This is a genomic window from Legionella qingyii (genome assembly GCF_003990155.1).
GTDB lineage: Bacteria > Pseudomonadota > Gammaproteobacteria > Legionellales > Legionellaceae > Legionella > Legionella qingyii.
Map to the genome: position 1 here is coordinate 18,720 of NZ_RZGX01000005.1, position 16,882 is coordinate 35,601.

A 16,882-nucleotide genomic window follows, 5' to 3' on the forward strand; every position below is an offset into this window, starting at 1 on the left:
GGCATGGCGCATGCAAAATCCATGTTTCAAGGAAATGAAATACATGTATCAATCCCGGGTTCCGCAGCGTGGCACCCGGGCAACTATACAGTCTTAACCTGCAACAGACTCGAAATGAGACTGATTAATTTGTAATAGACGGTAGTAACGTGCAATACGATCTTCAGTCAACGGCTTACGCTGATCATCCAGCAAGTGCGCATCCAAACCTTCACTTAATTGTCTTGCTGTTTCCAGCATCACCGTAAATCGTTCAATATCAATACCGGGATTTTTTGAGGAGTGCATATACAAACAAAGACCACGCACACTAAAAGCACCAATATTTTGCAAATCAAAAACACCTGTCGCAGTTGCAGCGGCCAAGCTACACAAAACAGGGCCTTGACCATTAGGAAATTGATGGCGATGAAATAATTGTCCTTCGCCAAAACGTAAACCAGCCGCTAAAACCGTTTGTAATAAGTCATATCCCGCAAATTGTCTGTTTTCTTTTGCGAGCAAAAACATCATCAAAGTAGTCTGACTGTCCACCTGGGTTTTCGTCTCAACTTCTATTTTAGGTGTTGGTTTTGACTCAATCTCTATCTTTAACTTAAAGTCATCTTCATCATCCATAGGCATTAAACGTGGTTGTGAGGGCTTTGCCGTAGTTTTCTTTACTAATTGCAAATCCTTATCCACTTCAATTTTATTCTCCATTGCCTCAGCATTGACTTTACGTACAGCAATAATGTCATCATTATAATTCTGTGTGCCATCGGAACTCTTTTCTGGTGTTCCCAGATTAGGTTGATAACGTTCTGGACTTAAGCTCTGTCTTCGAGCTTTCATTAAGCGCCCAATTGCTACGATAACGCCAATTAACAACAGGACATTAAGAATTAGGCTCCAATTTTCCTGCATCATCTACTCCATAGCCAAAGCTTGTGTTACATCAACCGCAACCAAGCGAGATACCCCAGGTTCACGCATAGTTACCCCAATCAAATGATCTGCCAATTCCATTGTAACTTTATTATGTGTAATAAAAAGAAACTGTACGAATTGTGACATTTCTTTCACTAAAGCGCAAAAACGCCCTACATTTACATCATCTAAAGGTGCATCCACTTCATCTAGCATACAAAAGGGTGAAGGATTTAACTGAAAAATAGCAAAAACTAATGCTACAGCAGTCATTGCCTTCTCGCCCCCGGATAACAAATGGATCGTACTGTTTCGTTTTCCCGGAGGTTGTGCCATTACTACAATACCAGCTTCCAACAGATTATCACAAGTCAATTCAAGCTGCGCTCTCCCACCACCAAACAAACGCGGAAAAAGCGCCTTGAATGAAGAATTAACTTCGTCAAAGGTATTTTCCAAACGTGAGCGGGTTTCTTTATCCATTTTTTCAATGGCAGTTTCCAGAGTTGCCAACGCTTGATTTAAATCATTATACTGTTCATCCAAATATACTTTACGTTGCTGTTCTGCAGTAAATTCTTCAATCGCAGCAAGGTTAATAGCACCCAAGCGTTTGATTTTTTCAGAAAGAGCGATTAATTCATCCTCCCGCATAACTTGGGTCACATCAATAGGAATCAACTCAAGTAATGATTGCGCTTGCAAACCCAGTTCATCAAGCGATTCATGTACGGAGCTAGCACGCACTGCCAAAGCCTGCTCTTCCATCCGAGTCTGGCTTATTTGTTCTTGGATACGTTTTACCTCAAAATCACAGTTTAAAATATTTTTCTCACACTCTTCAAGTTCGCTCCTTAATTGTGATGACTGCTCTCGACCAAGAGTCAATTGCAATTCCACTTCACTATGTTTTTGCAACAGTAGGGCCAGTTGTTCGTTGAGCTCTTCCCCAGGACCTTCAGTTTGCAAGCAAAGCATCGCTAAATTTTCCAGACGCTCCTGCAAAATATTTAAACGTTCTTGTTCCCGCTGGATACGATCGTTAATTTGTTGTATTTTATTTCGTTCTCTATCATATTCCAGCTCTGCTTGATGCAGCACAACGCGAGACTCTTCTATTTGTTTATTTTTTAATGCCAGAGTTTGCAACCATTCTTGCTTTTCACGCAGACAATGCTCATGTTGTTGTTCATAATCTCGACATTGTTCTTCTAAAGAATGCAATTTCTCTTTTATATCAAATTCTTCTGCTGCCATTTCTTCCAAAATAAGCTTCAACTCTTCGCACTCTGATGCTAAAGCGGTTGCTTGTTTTTCAGCATGAATAATGGCTTGCTCATTAGCACTCAAAGCCACACTATTTACTCTTAATGCCTCATTACTGGCATTCACATTAAGCTGTTGTAATTCTATTTCCTTCAGACTTCTCTGTAACTGCAGATGGGTCTCGTCACGTTCTGTTCTCAGGATCTCAATTTTTTGTTGTAACTCCTGAACAACTACAGATAAATCAGAAATTTTTTGTTGTCGGGCCAATAAACCTAATTCATCCTGGGTTTCAGGAGTAACAAATTTCACCCATCCTTTCCCCAACCAAAAACCATCAGGCGTTATAATAGACTCATGCTCTGCCAGCTCAGGCAACCAGCTTAATGCTTCATCAAAATGTTCCGCAGTATAAATATGCTCCAATGGACATACATGTGCCGGGATATCCCCTTTTATTTTATCTATGAGACGTGGATGAGTCGCGGATTTGAGATCGCCCTTTCTAAGGGTAACAATATGTTCCCCTTGCCGCTCACAAAGTACTCGGTGCGGCCATAACTCATCAAAAGTTTCCAATACGTAAGCATGTAATGCTTCATTAAGCACACGTTCGCAAGCTGATTGCCATTTGGTTTCAACCTGTAAAATATCCATTAATCGGGGCTTTTCTGACCATTCCTTAATCGTATTTTTATTACTCTGCACACCTTGTTTTGCTGCGCGTTGAGCGGCCATCAATGCGGCATACTCACTGTTTGCCTGATGGAAATCATCTTGTAATCCATGCAGCTTTTGTTCTATATCTTGTAATTTGGCGCGTAATTGTTCCGCACTCTCTTGGCTTTGTTTGAGTTGAAGTTCATCAAATTCTTGATCTGCAATTAATTTAGTATGTTGATTCTCTAAATTTTTCCGAGTTTGTTGTAAATCTGCTACAGAAATGGTTTCTTGTTCTAATTGAAGCTTTTCTAATCTTAAAAGGGTTTGCTGATGCTTCTCTTCCAGGTGCTGCGCTTTAACTTGTGCAACTTGAAATTCCCTTTTCAGAGTACTGCTTTGAGTCTGAACCTCTTGCCATCGAAGTTCCCATTCTGCCTGTTGTTTTTGCGTATCTAGCCAATTAGCTTCTTGTTCTGTAAATTGATTCTTTAATTGCTCAAGTTGTTTTTCCAAATCGCATGCGTGCTGCTGACACTGAAGCAGTTCTTCTTTATCATGTTTGAGTTGTTCCGCAGCAACCCGCCAATCCTCCTGCATTTGCTGTTGATCTTGTTCCAAACGTTTCTTTTCACGCGTTTGCTGTTGTATGGTCTCTTCCAAACGTGCAATTTCAGTACCCAACTGATAGAAGCTCGCTTGAATTTGTTGCGATTGTTCCTCTGCATCGTGCAGGGTTTCATTCAAAATGACCCGGTCTTTATTTGCTTTTGTTAATGCACTTTGCTGTTGTTCATAACCAACTGCGAATTCTTGTATTTGACGTTGTTTCACTTCTTGTTGGGCAATAAAATCTCGCCATTTTAATGCTAAAATTTCTGCACGACATAAGCGCTCTTCATCTTTGAGAATCAGATAACGTTCCGCCGCTTTAGCCTGACGTTCTAAACGCTGTAATTGTTTGTCTAGTTCTTCTCGGATATCCGCAACACGAGTTAGATTTTCGCGCGTGTGATCAATACGTTGTAAGGTCTCGCGTCGTCGTTCTTTATATTTGGATACGCCTGCAGCTTCCTCGAGGTATACTCTTAAGTCTTCTGGTCGGGCTTCAATCAACTGGGAAATAGTACCCTGACCGATAATTGAATAACCACGAGCTCCAGCACCAGTTCCAAGGAAAATATCGGTAATGTCTTTACGTCGACAACGACTGCCATTTAAATAATAAGAAGAATCACCATCGCGAGTTACAATGCGCTTTACGGCAATTTCTCCATAACTGGCAAAAGGACCGGTCAAACGTCCAAGGCTATTATCAAACACCAGTTCAACAGAAGCCTGACCTACAGATTTCCGATTAGAAGAACCATTAAAAATCACATCAGCCATAGATTCACCACGCAAATTTCGCGCAGAACTCTCCCCCATGACCCAACGTACGGCATCGATTATATTCGATTTTCCGCAACCATTGGGGCCAACAACTGCAACCAATTGACTCGGAAAATGAACCACCGTAGGGTCAACAAAAGATTTAAAACCGGCTAATTTTAATTGCTTCAAATGCATAAGAATGGCAATTCTAAACAAAAATAAGAGCGCATTATAACCGAGGATGCATAGGCTATCCACATAAGTACGTAACCTCTTTCCAGTTCCCAATCCTATAGTGAGCGATTTTTTCAGATGATCGGATGTCAATTGGGAATGATTTATAAATCAATTTATCAATAAAGCGGGAAAAGCAGGCGAAATTAAATGAAATGTCAACACACTCTAATAAAGTCAAAAATATAATTATTTAAAACTTTAATTTGGGACTGATTTGACAAACAAATGAACAAAGATATAATTCTGTCATTTAGTAAAAAATGGATGAATAATGACGCGTTTTCTCAATAAATCACTCACTCTAATTGCACTTGGTGTGGCGTTTCTTTTTTCAAATCCAATTTTTTCAGATCCACCGAATCTCACCTTAGTAAAAAATGAACTAAAAAGTTATTATAATTCAGGTCTTTATCAAAAAGAGTTAACACAAGTTATTAAAAAAGCCCAAAAATATATTGATCAACAAGTTGAATTAAATCTAAAAGATAAATCGCATAAAAAGCTCGCTCTGGTTCTAGACATCGATGAAACCAGCTTATCGAATTATAAGTACATGATTGAACGTGATTTTGGTGGAAATCGCAAAGCGTATCATCAAGACATAATGGCTGCTAATGCCCCGGCAATCAAACCTATGCTCACTTTATATCGAGATGCACGAAATCATGGTATTAAAGTATTTTTTGTCACAGGCAGAAATGAATCTGAGCGACAAGCAACAGAGAAAAATTTACACAAAGCAGGTTATACCGGATGGTCAGGTCTGTATTTGCGCCCCATGAATTATTCCTCAAAATCCATTATTCCGTTTAAATCACATACACGAAAAATGCTCACGGAAAAAGGCTACACCATTGTAGCCTCCATAGGAGATCAATATAGTGATCTTAAAGGTGGATATGCTCAAAAGGTATTTAAGTTGCCAAATCCCTTTTATTATTTGCCTTGAATACCTTGCCTAACCAGGCGGCTCTGCTTGCGGATAAGACATATTTCTTAAAAGTTTTTAGGACTATCAGGTACGAGTTCACTTGTATCCTGATGGACTATATCTTTTAAAACTAGTGATATTAATAATTGAATTTGTTGCTCATACATTTCTTGATCATATCCTCCTTCTAACCCCCAATATACTTTTTCAATGCAGCTTTTATTCTCTTGATATATCTTAAATAAATTCTCATAAAAAAAGGTTAAGTCTGTTGCGTTAAAACGAGTTTTTCGCGCCTCGGCACGTCCCATTAAGTGACCATCAACAAATTTACCACAATAAGCGGTTTCCTCTTCATGAGAGTCCCAACCTGTTGGCAGAAATAGAGCGACTTTCTGTTGGTTCGTTTGAGCCAGTTTTATTTCTTCTTTAATTTTTTCTAATGCAAAAACTAAAGCAGGATGTATCAAACCGGGTTTACGTACAGTAAGACTTAAATCTACTGCAAAATATTTAAAACTGCCTCGTTGCCATGCCTGAATTTTTTGTCCAACATCTGTTGCACTCTGTTTGAATGCTTTAGTAATAAAGGCATCATCTTGCTGGGGATAAACCCTTGAGTCAAAAATATCGATATGATGTATATCCATATCTGAAGCAGAATTCATCAAAATATCGCATAGGCCATTGTCTCGATTTACATCAGTTCCAACAATAATGTGTTTCAATGGTTTACTCGATAAGTGCTGCAGGTATTTAATTAACACTGCTGACTTATTTAAAATACAAAAGCCACTTCCCTCATCACTGTACGCATGGTGCGTCGGCAGGCCAAAAGAAAAATGTATTTTTCCCGAATGAAACAAAGTCATTGCAATATCTTTAATCAATACTTCAAATGCTCCAGGTGTAATAAGGATATCTGGGGATAATTGTTTCCATCCTTTTTTTTGTGCTTGAATGCAATAAATAATGAGTTCCTGCAAATATTTTAGTGTATGTACTGCTAATAATGCCTGGAGAATTTCATCTTCTTCAGGAAATTGAGCTAGAAGAGTCAATGCAACTTCCGCATCTCCTTTCTTCATTGCAGCAAATAATTGATTCCAGTGTTTCGGCAGCTTCACTAAATCGGTAGTAGCTACAGATAATGAAGAATCAGTTGATTGAATTTTTGCAATCAACTGAGTCATATTTTTTAAGCGTTCAAATTGATCTTCATCCGCACCTGCCGGCATCGCATGCATTTGCTCTATATCCTGGGGCGATGGAATTTGAATACAACATTCTTGAGCGTTATGTGTATTAGGAGAAACCTTATGTCCAAAAAAATATTTTTGCTTCATCTTCATTAATCCATATGAAAGTAAGGAGCAAAGGAGTTTTGGTATAAGCCAAACTCCTTTAATTTTCTACTAGATTATAGAGTATAGTGTCGTGATGCAATGAAGCAGAGATAAATTAATTTAAGACAACCGCACTATAGGGTGGAGGGTCATCATAGTTCTCAATCCCTTCTTTAATATCTATAAGTTCTTGAGATAAACCTTTACGTGCTCCTGATTCAATAGCTTTAGGACCCGCAAAAAATGTTAATCCAACTCCAGTAGCTGCTGCTAGAGTAGAGGCAACCCCAAAAACAAGTTCTGTTTCTAATAAACTTAGCCCTAATGAAATACCCCAGGCACTTAGTACAGAACTCGAACCAAAAGTAGTGATAAAACCAGCAATACTAGAACAAATGAGCAATGCCCCAAATACAATGAGCAGACCGCCTAAAACTTCCTTACCAATGGATTTGTTTCCGGATGCATGTTCAGCGATTTTTCCTAAACGTGTCGCTAATTGCTTATCTGTAGGATTAACCAAAGATCCGCCCAGTACTTGAAGAGTTCGGCCATAAAAATGGTAATCAATTTCCTCATGATTTTGCTTTTTAAATTTCACTTCTGCATCAATTAAATTGGCCGCATTCATGATGTGCTTTTGAAGTGCCGTAGGCTTTAACGGTGTATTCTGAGTAATAAAAGCAAGTCCATTGTTAAGGGTTTGTTCTTCTAAAATGGGCAAATATTGTTCTTGAATTGCAAAATAGGCTGGTGCAGTTTGTTTATTACTTTCAAACCAGGCAGTCGCACTATAACCTGTTAACATTGGATAAGGTAAATCACCATGTTGCGCAACATGAGCACTTTCAACAAGGCGTCTTAGAACATTCTCAAACTCAGCATCTTTATTTTCTTCTTTTACGTTAGAGTACATATCCCATAACAAACCACACAAACGAAGATAATTGCTGCGATGGACTTGATTCAGATAGCCAGGATCACCGACTCCAGGGTAGGCAGTTAGTAGATTCATATATTGAACAGCCATCAAGCAAATACGTACCTGAGGAGAAAGGCCGACCAAGTGCGTATCTTCATAATTAACGAATGCTTCCCAAATCCTATTGGTCAAATCCTGAACCGACTTCATAGGATTTTGTTGTAATGTTTCTAAAAATAACTGTGCAGCTGGAATATGCTCATTTAACCAGTCTCTCCGAGAAAATAATTCCTGCAAACGCTTTTGGGCTTCAATAATTGCTTGCTCATATGGATACATAGTTCGTTTGACTCTATCACGTTGCTCTTCCAAACGACTTAACTCCAGTTGCAATCCAAAGGTATCCAGTACCCGAATATATTCTCCATAATAATGCGTCTTAGGACGCATGAAATCCTGAGCCAGCCCAATATCCATAGAAATCTGGTGTTCAATTAAAGAAATACGTAAATTCAGGGATCTTAATTCTTCTTCGCTCGGACCAAGCTGTTGCCTCTGGTGTTCAACGAATTGTAAATGTTCTGATATTTGCAGTTCGAGTGGGGTTAATTCTTTCTGCCAGGATAGGAGAGCAGCGTGATTGTAAACAACTGGATTAGCTGTAGGCATAAAGATCCTCACAAGTGGGTTACATTAGAAGCGCAGTCGATTATACACGGTGGGAACTATTGATTCAATTATTGCATTTTATACCCAATATATCGGTATCTTACTGAATTTTAATGATAAAAAATTGGTCTGAAAAATTAAAATACTTCACATTTCATGCATTGGATTTTACTAAATGTGTATCAATAGGTAGCATGTTACATAGGCAAGAAGATACAATAACAACAGTTCCTAAAAATAGTTCAGGGCAATAGTAATGAGCACCCAAAAAACTTTTGGACCTTATTTTTTTCCGTTTATTTTAATTACAGCCATTTTGCTAGGAGGCCTCACAGGATACTTTTTGGGGCCGGCTACGCTCTATTTAAAGCCTTTTGGAGAAATTTTTCTTAACCTAATTTTTACAGCAATTGTCCCTTTAATTTTTTTTAGTGTTTCTTCAGCAATCGCACGAATTGGCTCTATGGGTAAACTGGGTAAGATTGCTTTTTATATGATGATTGTATTTCTGTTTACCGGAATCATAGCCGCCGTTTTTGCGCTTTTCATTGTAAGCCTGTTTCCTCCTGCTCAAGGAGTCGCATTAACACTCAATGTTCCAGAAAAAACGTCTGCATTAAGTTTCCTTAATCAAATTGCTGATATATTTACTGTTCCTGAATTTAGCAAACTTCTTTCGCAGCAGCATATTCTGGCACTCATTGTATTTTCAATCCTGGTGGGCCTGGCTGCATCGAGTAAAAATGAAAAAGGAACGATATTTGTTGATTTTTTAAAAGCAGGTGAAGAAACGTTCATGCGTGTTTTCGCTTTGATTATGTATTACGCGCCATTTGGTTTTTTTGCTTATTTCGCGGTGTTAGTCCATGACTTAGGCCCTCAGTTGATGGCTAATTACCTGAGAATTGCGGTTCTTTATTATTCATCTGGAATAATTTATTTTATTATTGCTTCGACAGCATTTGCCTATTTTGCTGGGAAAACTAAAGGTATAAAATTATTTTGGAGTGCTATTTTTTTACCCGGAGTTACTGCAATTGCCACCTGCAGTAGTGCTGCGAGTATTCCTGCTAATTTACTGGCAGCAAAAAAAATGCGGGTCGCTCCTGAAATTTATGAAACAGTCATTCCTTTGGGTACCATCATCCATAAAGATGGATCGGTAATAGGTGGGGTGTTTAAGATTGCTTTTTTATTTGGAATCTTTCACTTAAACTTTTCAAGCCCCAGTGTGTTGCTTACCGCCCTAGGAATTTCATTATTAGTTGGCACAGTAATGGGAGCAATTCCAAGTGGAGGCATGCTTGGTGAGTTACTCATACTCAGTGTCTATGGATTTCCTCCTTCAGTTTTAATAGCAATTGCGGCAATTAGTATTATTATTGATCCACTTGCAACGATGCTTAATGTAACATGTAATAGTATAAGCAGTATGATGGTTGCTCGTCTTGTTGAAGGAAAAAAATGGCTATCACAATCCTAACTAAATTGTTAGGAACATTCATTGAAGGTAAATTATGACTCAACCCTACAAAAAGTTATGGCGCTCTCGTAAAGATCGAAAAATTGCTGGAGTATGCGGTGGTTTAGGAGTTTATTTTGGTGTCGACCCGGTATGGATGAGAATTATATTTGTGATTTTCTTCCTCATTGGAGGCACAGCACTTATCGCATACCTCATATTATGGCTCATTATTCCTTTAGAGCCCGAGGGCTGGCAAGACGCATAAGCATAGATCAAGCACACTTCAAAGAAAGAGAGGACCTTTTAGTTCCGGGTTAGATTTTAAACCCTAACCCAGAACTACCCATTTAGAGTTCATCGTGTGATAAAACAAAGGACAATGCATTTAAAATCGCTGCAATACGAAGCACAGACTGTACTGCAACCTTGTTTAACTCATGCTCCAACAATTGCCTTATATGTGAATGGATGCACATCCCACAACCGTTGATTGCAGATACGGCCAAAGCGAATAACTCAAAATCAGTTTTAGGTACCCCAGGATTTAACATACCATTCATACGCAAATTAGCAGGCATTGATAAAAGTTCTTTGTTTTCTGCCAAATGAATTGCCCGATAATATATATTATTCATTGCCATCAAAGCAGTTGCTGTTTTTACAGCCTGATCCAATTCAGCGGTTATGTAAGATGTACCCTCTGTTTTAACGGCATCGATAATCCGCTTATTTTTTAAAGTGTAAGCAACAGCTAATGCAACTCCATAAAATTGGGTTTCTGTTAAACCTGATTGCGAGACATTGCCGAATATATTACTCACATTTAGACGAATATCCTTAGCAAAATCGGGTATCATTTGTTTCAATTGTTCTATAGACATAGTACTCTCCTTTGCAGAAGCTCTTATCGATAAGAACTTCTGAATTTTGCTCAGGCCTATAATGTTTCACCACCAATAGGACGATTACAAGGACACAACTCATCAGTCTGCAAGGCATCCAAAATACGCAATATTTCTTGAGGATTACGCCCAACATTTAATGAATTGACACTAACATGTTGAATCACATTGTTCGGATCAATAATAAATGTTGCCCTTAAAGCACACCCACTTTCCTCATCCCTAATACCAAAACCATCAGTTAATTTTCCATGCACATCAGCAAAACTGTACTGATCTAACTTATCTAAGTCCTTATGTTCTCTTCGCCAAGCCAATTTAACAAACTCATTATCAGTACTCCCTCCAAGTACTACCGTATCTCTATCGTTAAATTCGCTGTTTAATTTTGCAAACTCCACAATTTCTGTTGGACATACGAAAGTAAAATCTTTAGGATAGAAAAAAAGTACTTTCCATTTCCCCGGAAAACTTTTTTCAGTAATCACTTCAAATGCACTCACACCATGTTCTTCATGATTATTAAAACCAGGTTTTGCTGCAACAATAGAAAATTCTGGAATTTTTTGACCAACAGTTAACATAAAATTCTCCTCATTTGTTTCGTTCAAATAAATTATAGTTATGGTATATAATTATTTAAAATGAATAAAACAGATTACTTTAATCGGAAAAATCGATGAGCAGATTAATCAGTCTTAAACAGCTTCATTACCTAATTACACTATATGACCATCAACATTTTGGGCGCGCAGCGGCTGCATGTTTTATAAGTCAGTCAACCTTAAGTGCAGCAATTACAAGCCTTGAAGAAACTTTGGAGGCACAATTACTTGAGCGCGATCATAAAACATTTCTGTTTACGCCTTTAGGAGAAGAAATTGTTCGTCGCGGTCGACTAATCATTGAACAGAGTAACGATTTAGTGGATTACGCGCGAAATCAAGGAAAGCTGATGCAAGGTAAATTTTATTTGGGAGTAATTCCTACCATTGCCCCTTTTATCTTAAGTGACTTACAGAATCTATGTCAGCAACTTTATCCAGAGCTCACTTTATTTATCAGAGAGGACACGACAGACAATGTTTTGAACTATTTAAGTGAAGGAAAACTTGATCTTGTTATATTAGCACTGCCCTACTCAACCCAAGAATTTCAGACACAGATATTATGCAAAGATTATTTTAAACTTGTCTTACCAAAAACTTGGTCACAGGAAGGTTTTGACAAAGAAATCAGTAAATTGCCTGAAAACAGTATTTTCCTTCTGGAAAAAGAGCATTGTTTAACAGGACATGCATTACAAGCATGTCAATTAAAAGAAAGTAAAAAAATCAATCATTTTTTTGCCACCAGCCTGCATACTTTAATCCAAATGGTAAGCCATCAGCCTGGCATTACTTTTTTGCCTAATCTTGCAATTAACAGCGACATCCTTACCGGTACTGATTTAGTCTCCCTACCTTTAAAAACCGACCATGCCTACAGAGAAATTGGCGTAGCCTGGCGTGCAACCTCCCATAAAATAGAAAATTACACGCTATTAACGGAATTAATTAAACAGATTGTTGTTGCAAAGTGCACTGATGCTTCTTAAAAGTATTCTAACAAACTTACAGTGACAGAACTGATGGCCATAGATAAAGGAAATTAAAACAAACGATCTACTATTTTTGCTAATAAATCTTCTTAAAAAAGGCTCCGTATATTATAGTCTCCCAAAAACTCATGGTGAACATTATGCGACAATACATCACGTTGCTCCTTTGTATTCTTCCATTTTTAACATCAATAAATTCTTATGCAGATATAAAGAAAACCACACGCATTCCTCAACTATCAAACAAAGAGGTCTCTGTCTGGACAACAGTGATTTATCCGAATAAAAAACAAATTTTAAAAATGCATCGACATGAACACAATCGAGTCATTGTTGCCTTAGATAATGGAGTGTTGAAAGTAGTTAACAATAAAGGAAAAGTACATTTCTTAAAATTGGAAAAAGATAAAGCGTATTATCTCTCTAAAGATGTCCCTGGTGAATTGCACACCGATGAAAACATGAGTAAACATCCAATAAAAGTTGTTGTCATTGAATTAAAAAAGTAAACGGTTTCGCATAAGACACGAAACCGTCCGCTGCATCTTATGATTTTTTAGCAAAATTCTTATTCTGAAGACGACAATGATGACCGTGATGAACAGGCAATAAAACACCCAATTTTTGATAGGTTTGAAATTGGGTTTGAGCCCATAGAGTACTTATTTTCGCATGAACACGATTTCTTTTTTCTACCAAGCTCGAGATATCACTCCATTTCGCATTAGGAGTAGCTAATTTACCTCTTATTTGCATACTTAGGGCGCGCTTTTCTTTAACTAATGGAGCCATTTGTTCGCGAAGATTTTTTTTGATTTTAGCCAACTCTGAACGCTGCTCAGGAGTTAGCAGCTTACCAACATGCTGACGATAATGATCTGTTTGATTTATAGAGACTGTCGCGCTAGATACTACTGGTTGTGCTATTGCGATAGAGGTACTTAATACACTGAAAGCCAAGCTATTAACCAATAAGAATCGTTTCATATTCATTTTATTTCTCCTATTTGGATTCATTGATAAGTTTAATGAAGCAATGTAAAAGGAATATGACAAACACACTGTTTATTGTAACAACACTGTTACAATGCTAAAAATAGGGCCGTTTGCTGTTATAATACAGTCTGAGTACAACGCGTAATTTTACTCGTTAAAAAAACCTCTGGGTTCTGCTTCATTGCCCAAGATTACATTTCTTTTATCAGGTGATTCATGAGCACAAGAAAAAACCACATATTGATTATTGATGATGATCAAGAAATTACGCACTTGATTAATGATTACTTGATTAAAAATGGTTTTCGAACCACCTGGACCTTGAATGGCTTGAATATCAAACAATTATTAAGAGAAAATAATTTTGATTTAATTATTTTAGATATTATGCTCCCAGGAATTGATGGATTGAATTTATGCCAAACAATTCGGCAAACTCATAGCATGCCAATTATTATGCTCAGCGCAGCAAATAGTATTGCTGATCGAGTTGCTGGACTGGAATTGGGTGCAGATGATTATATTTCCAAACCCTTTAGTTCACGTGAATTACTTGCTCGCGTCAAAGCACAATTAAGAAGAACTCAGGGTGAATTAGAGCATGATCGTAAAAAACTCACTCCATTACAACAAATTCATTTCGATAATTGGATTCTTGATCGCAATACCCATTCTTTGATTGATAAAGAATCCGTGGCCATCCCTTTAAGTCATCGTGAATATGAGCTCTTGGTCATTTTTTTGGAGCATCCTGGGCGTATTCTAAGTCGTGATCAATTGATGGATTTGTTGTATGACAAAGACTGTGATTCGCAAGATAGAACAATTGATGTTCTAATCGGACGTTTACGTAAAAAAATTGAAATTGATCCTCGGAACCCCAAATTGTTATTAACGATTCGAGGCGGTGGCTACCAATTCAAAACCAAGGTTGATTTGGTATGAGTCAATTAACTAAAACCGCAAAAAAAACCCTGGTTGGGTTAATACTGGGGAATTTATTAATAATTTTTTCACTCATGCAACTGGGGAAATATTATTATGAAAACATCCGCTCCCCCCTTCCCCCCAAAGCAGTACGATCGTTGACTCATCTTGTGACACTATTACAAAAAAACCCCCAATCCATATGGCCTCTGATCTTACGAAATCAAAGTATTTCTTGGGCAGAAATAACTTTATCCCCTAAACCCTTGTTCGATAAAAATGCATTTTTGACTTTAAAAGCTCCAGTGCTTTTTAATTTAATAAAACAAAATAAAAAATTAGAATTCTCCGTTTTTATAAAGGAGAATAACTGGTTAAATATCAAGGTAATTTCCTTTTTTCCCGTGCAAGCAAACTCAGTTGTCAGCCTGTTTCTTATCCTAATTGGGGCGTTACTTTTCATCAATTATTGGGCCGTACGCACACTCAATCAACCAATTCATACTTTAATCCAAAGCCTTCATTACAGCGAACACCAAGAAAATTGGTTACCTATCCCAATAACTGGAAATCAAGATCAAAAAACTATTTTTAAAAAAATTAATGATCTACAAGAAAAAGTGAATAAACTTTTAGCAAATCGAACTCGAGTAGTTACTGCGATTTCGCATGATCTGCGCACACCGTTAACCCGTTTAAAATTACGTGCAGAATATTTGGAAGATGATCCCAACTACAACAAAATAATGGCTGACATCAATGAAATGGAAGTCATGATCCGTGAAACCCTGGATTATTTCAGAGATGTAAATGTTGAGGAAAAACCTCAACTTTTTGATTTGGTAGCGCTGCTTTCATCACTGAAAGATGATGCCACCGAATTAAACTATGATGTCAGTTTTACTAGTGAAACCACGAAGTTTGTCTATTATGGTACAGTAAATTTACTAAAACGTGCTTTTAATAATTTAATTAATAATGCAGTTCATTATGGCTATAAGGCGATGATTCACTTAGATTGTTTACAAAATAAAATAGAAATTACAATTACAGACCAGGGACCAGGATTAGCAGAAGCAGATCTAGAGCACGTTTTCTTGCCCTTTTACCGAGGTGAAAATTCGCGTTCACGCAGTACAGGCGGCACTGGACTTGGATTAACAATTGCCAGAGAAATTATCCAAATGCATCAAGGCGATATTACGTTAACTAATAATTTGCAAGGGGGTTTAAAAGTAATTGTAACTTTGCCCATGAGAACAAATTAAATTTGTGATTGAACACTATAGCGTTAAGCACCACCAGCCCGAACATAATGATGTCCCGACATATTGAGGGATCTCCTGTAAGTGGTATGACATTATAATAAAATAATGCCATGCTAAAATTTGGAGATCCTTAATTGTAAATTCCTCAAGATGACGTGGTCGTATATCCTATTGGGAGAAGCCATATCGTGTCCCCCAAAAGGCTATAGTTAAAAAATGACTCACTTAATATAGAAGCAGGTTATCGAATTAAATTCACAGCCCCTTCCAAACGTGTTTTAAGCAAGAAAAGAATGGCGTTTTTCTTTTCATTAGTCAGGGTATTAGATTGTACCAAAGTCAAACAATACTCAGCGAATGCAGCAAGCTTTTCCTGATTTGTTGGTGTTGACGCATCAAGCGCATGCATTTCTCTATAGTTATTTTCCAGCTCATTAGCAATAACATCCATCATTTTTGGATCTGGATTTTTTATATTTTCTAGACCTTCTTGTTTCTTAACTGTCGCGATCTTTTCCAAAAGTCCACTTACCTGCTCCGATGTCACTTCATTAGCTTGGTTCGATTTCTTTGTTATTGATTTTAAACTATCTCGGTGAGTACTTTCCCAATATTCTCTATCGCCCTGAAATGCAATTACAGTCATGAGTACGCGAGAATCAATTTCCTTTTGATTGAATAATACTCGGTTGGTAATAGTAAAAGTCCAGTCATTTTTCAGCCTAAAAAATGGTCGATATAAAGTAGCCATTTCTTTATCTGTTACCGGATCGTAGATTGTGAAGGTTGTACCCCAGAAGTTCATACTCGCCTTAGCCAATTTTGTATATCCATCTTGTCCATAAATATCAAAGGTAGGGAAAAAAGCAAATAATCGTTCATCAGCTGCCCCAATAAAATTTTCATAATTATCGTAAACATCAAAATGGGCCGTCAGAGAAAAGAATTTTGATCGGGCATATGCCAATTTGTTATCGAACGGATCAAAAAATTCGTAAGTTAATAAGAGACTGAAGAATTTTCGATATAAAGTACCTAGTTTTCGTGTTTTTGTTTCAATGTCATAGCTTGTGGTTAAACTGATCCAATGTTCTTTAATGAACATTTCATCAGGAATTTTCGTATTTGTCAGAGCAAAACTTGTATTAATACCTATTACTAATGAAAACAAAACAGCGATTGCATTTTTCATATAGAACCTCATTTTAAACATTCCTTTTTTATTATTTTTTAATCTTTTCAGAATGAATTTGCACACAACAAATCCATTCATGATTCAGAACGAGGACGATTATATGGAAGTTCTATTAAGATAATATTAAATTACATTAACCTGAGTTCGATATAAAAAACATAGTATTATATTCCTATATCGAACTGGATTTATTTAGAAAGGATCCCGCATAAAAG

At 37.3% G+C, this 16,882-nt stretch carries 15 protein-coding genes; 7 read left to right on the top strand and 8 right to left on the bottom strand.

Annotated features, from left to right (window positions below):
* Positions 1 to 93 precede the first annotated feature (93 nt).
* Positions 94 to 906: a cell division protein ZipA C-terminal FtsZ-binding domain-containing protein gene (locus tag ELY20_RS04760; protein ID WP_199739210.1), complete on the bottom strand. Its 813-nt coding sequence runs from the start codon at positions 904 to 906 to the stop codon at positions 94 to 96.
* Between the two features lie 3 nt (positions 907 to 909).
* Positions 910 to 4,404, bottom strand: a complete 3,495-nt coding sequence (gene smc, locus ELY20_RS04765; RefSeq protein WP_110141780.1) for a chromosome segregation protein SMC — start codon at positions 4,402 to 4,404, stop codon at positions 910 to 912.
* A gap of 313 nt (positions 4,405 to 4,717) precedes the next feature.
* On the opposite strand from smc, the gene ELY20_RS04770 reads away from it, so the two are divergent.
* Positions 4,718 to 5,395 (top strand): HAD family acid phosphatase, encoded by a 678-nt coding sequence (locus ELY20_RS04770; RefSeq protein WP_110141759.1) that lies wholly within the window; start codon positions 4,718 to 4,720, stop codon positions 5,393 to 5,395.
* A 47-nt stretch (positions 5,396 to 5,442) separates the two neighbouring features.
* Here the strand turns inward: ELY20_RS04770 and ELY20_RS04775 are convergent, their stop codons facing one another.
* Positions 5,443 to 6,723, bottom strand: coding sequence for an arginase family protein (locus tag ELY20_RS04775; RefSeq protein WP_110141758.1), 1,281 nt, complete (start codon positions 6,721 to 6,723; stop codon positions 5,443 to 5,445).
* A gap of 115 nt (positions 6,724 to 6,838) precedes the next feature.
* On the bottom strand, positions 6,839 to 8,314 hold the full coding sequence (locus tag ELY20_RS04780; RefSeq protein ID WP_110141757.1) for a hypothetical protein: 1,476 nt from the start codon (positions 8,312 to 8,314) through the stop codon (positions 6,839 to 6,841).
* Between the two features lie 256 nt (positions 8,315 to 8,570).
* On the opposite strand from ELY20_RS04780, the gene ELY20_RS04785 reads away from it, so the two are divergent.
* Both ELY20_RS04785 and ELY20_RS04790 read left to right on the top strand, forming a co-directional pair.
* A complete protein-coding gene (locus ELY20_RS04785) occupies positions 8,571 to 9,797 on the top strand; it encodes a dicarboxylate/amino acid:cation symporter (RefSeq protein WP_110141756.1) in 1,227 nt (408 codons plus the stop codon).
* A gap of 34 nt (positions 9,798 to 9,831) precedes the next feature.
* Positions 9,832 to 10,044 (top strand): PspC domain-containing protein, encoded by a 213-nt coding sequence (locus tag ELY20_RS04790; RefSeq protein ID WP_110141755.1) that lies wholly within the window; start codon positions 9,832 to 9,834, stop codon positions 10,042 to 10,044.
* A gap of 82 nt (positions 10,045 to 10,126) precedes the next feature.
* Here the strand turns inward: ELY20_RS04790 and ELY20_RS04795 are convergent, their stop codons facing one another.
* On the bottom strand, positions 10,127 to 10,660 hold the full coding sequence (locus ELY20_RS04795; protein ID WP_110141754.1) for a carboxymuconolactone decarboxylase family protein: 534 nt from the start codon (positions 10,658 to 10,660) through the stop codon (positions 10,127 to 10,129).
* Between the two features lie 56 nt (positions 10,661 to 10,716).
* The gene (locus ELY20_RS04800; RefSeq protein ID WP_110141753.1) at positions 10,717 to 11,265 is read right to left on the bottom strand and encodes a peroxiredoxin; all 549 of its coding nucleotides are present in this window, start codon (positions 11,263 to 11,265) and stop codon (positions 10,717 to 10,719) included.
* A 95-nt stretch (positions 11,266 to 11,360) separates the two neighbouring features.
* Here ELY20_RS04800 and ELY20_RS04805 point away from each other — a divergent pair, with 95 nt between their 5' ends.
* Both ELY20_RS04805 and ELY20_RS04810 read left to right on the top strand, forming a co-directional pair.
* A complete protein-coding gene (locus ELY20_RS04805) occupies positions 11,361 to 12,278 on the top strand; it encodes a hydrogen peroxide-inducible genes activator (RefSeq protein ID WP_110141752.1) in 918 nt (305 codons plus the stop codon).
* Between the two features lie 143 nt (positions 12,279 to 12,421).
* Entirely contained in the window at positions 12,422 to 12,790 is a 369-nt protein-coding gene (locus ELY20_RS04810; protein ID WP_110141751.1) for a cupin domain-containing protein, read from the top strand.
* A gap of 37 nt (positions 12,791 to 12,827) precedes the next feature.
* Here the strand turns inward: ELY20_RS04810 and ELY20_RS04815 are convergent, their stop codons facing one another.
* On the bottom strand, positions 12,828 to 13,274 hold the full coding sequence (locus tag ELY20_RS04815; RefSeq protein ID WP_110141750.1) for a Spy/CpxP family protein refolding chaperone: 447 nt from the start codon (positions 13,272 to 13,274) through the stop codon (positions 12,828 to 12,830).
* Between the two features lie 219 nt (positions 13,275 to 13,493).
* On the opposite strand from ELY20_RS04815, the gene ELY20_RS04820 reads away from it, so the two are divergent.
* Both ELY20_RS04820 and ELY20_RS04825 read left to right on the top strand, forming a co-directional pair.
* Positions 13,494 to 14,222 (top strand): response regulator transcription factor, encoded by a 729-nt coding sequence (locus ELY20_RS04820; RefSeq protein ID WP_110141749.1) that lies wholly within the window; start codon positions 13,494 to 13,496, stop codon positions 14,220 to 14,222.
* A complete protein-coding gene (locus ELY20_RS04825; protein WP_110141748.1) occupies positions 14,219 to 15,472 on the top strand; it encodes a sensor histidine kinase in 1,254 nt (417 codons plus the stop codon). The genes ELY20_RS04820 and ELY20_RS04825 overlap by 4 nt, the downstream gene beginning before the upstream one ends.
* A 241-nt stretch (positions 15,473 to 15,713) precedes the next feature.
* Here the strand turns inward: ELY20_RS04825 and ELY20_RS04830 are convergent, their stop codons facing one another.
* Positions 15,714 to 16,664, bottom strand: a complete 951-nt coding sequence (locus ELY20_RS04830; protein WP_110141747.1) for an LURP-one-related/scramblase family protein — start codon at positions 16,662 to 16,664, stop codon at positions 15,714 to 15,716.
* Positions 16,665 to 16,882: the final 218 nt, after the last annotated feature.

Excerpts from the sequence above, each read along its gene's own strand:
- ELY20_RS04790 (WP_110141755.1), top strand. The coding sequence starts at position 9,832 with ATGACTCAACCCTACAAAAAGTTATGGCGCTCTCGTAAAGATCGAAAA.
- ELY20_RS04800 (WP_110141753.1), bottom strand. The coding sequence starts at position 11,265 with ATGTTAACTGTTGGTCAAAAAATTCCAGAATTTTCTATTGTTGCAGCA.
- ELY20_RS04775 (WP_110141758.1), bottom strand. The coding sequence starts at position 6,723 with ATGAAGCAAAAATATTTTTTTGGACATAAGGTTTCTCCTAATACACAT.
- smc (WP_110141780.1), bottom strand. The coding sequence starts at position 4,404 with ATGCATTTGAAGCAATTAAAATTAGCCGGTTTTAAATCTTTTGTTGAC.
- ELY20_RS04805 (WP_110141752.1), top strand. The coding sequence starts at position 11,361 with ATGAGCAGATTAATCAGTCTTAAACAGCTTCATTACCTAATTACACTA.
- ELY20_RS04810 (WP_110141751.1), top strand. The coding sequence starts at position 12,422 with ATGCGACAATACATCACGTTGCTCCTTTGTATTCTTCCATTTTTAACA.
- ELY20_RS04795 (WP_110141754.1), bottom strand. The coding sequence starts at position 10,660 with ATGTCTATAGAACAATTGAAACAAATGATACCCGATTTTGCTAAGGAT.
- ELY20_RS04830 (WP_110141747.1), bottom strand. The coding sequence starts at position 16,664 with ATGAAAAATGCAATCGCTGTTTTGTTTTCATTAGTAATAGGTATTAAT.
- ELY20_RS04770 (WP_110141759.1), top strand. The coding sequence starts at position 4,718 with ATGACGCGTTTTCTCAATAAATCACTCACTCTAATTGCACTTGGTGTG.
- ELY20_RS04825 (WP_110141748.1), top strand. The coding sequence starts at position 14,219 with ATGAGTCAATTAACTAAAACCGCAAAAAAAACCCTGGTTGGGTTAATA.
- ELY20_RS04820 (WP_110141749.1), top strand. The coding sequence starts at position 13,494 with ATGAGCACAAGAAAAAACCACATATTGATTATTGATGATGATCAAGAA.
- ELY20_RS04760 (WP_199739210.1), bottom strand. The coding sequence starts at position 906 with ATGCAGGAAAATTGGAGCCTAATTCTTAATGTCCTGTTGTTAATTGGC.
- ELY20_RS04815 (WP_110141750.1), bottom strand. The coding sequence starts at position 13,274 with ATGAATATGAAACGATTCTTATTGGTTAATAGCTTGGCTTTCAGTGTA.
- ELY20_RS04785 (WP_110141756.1), top strand. The coding sequence starts at position 8,571 with ATGAGCACCCAAAAAACTTTTGGACCTTATTTTTTTCCGTTTATTTTA.
- ELY20_RS04780 (WP_110141757.1), bottom strand. The coding sequence starts at position 8,314 with ATGCCTACAGCTAATCCAGTTGTTTACAATCACGCTGCTCTCCTATCC.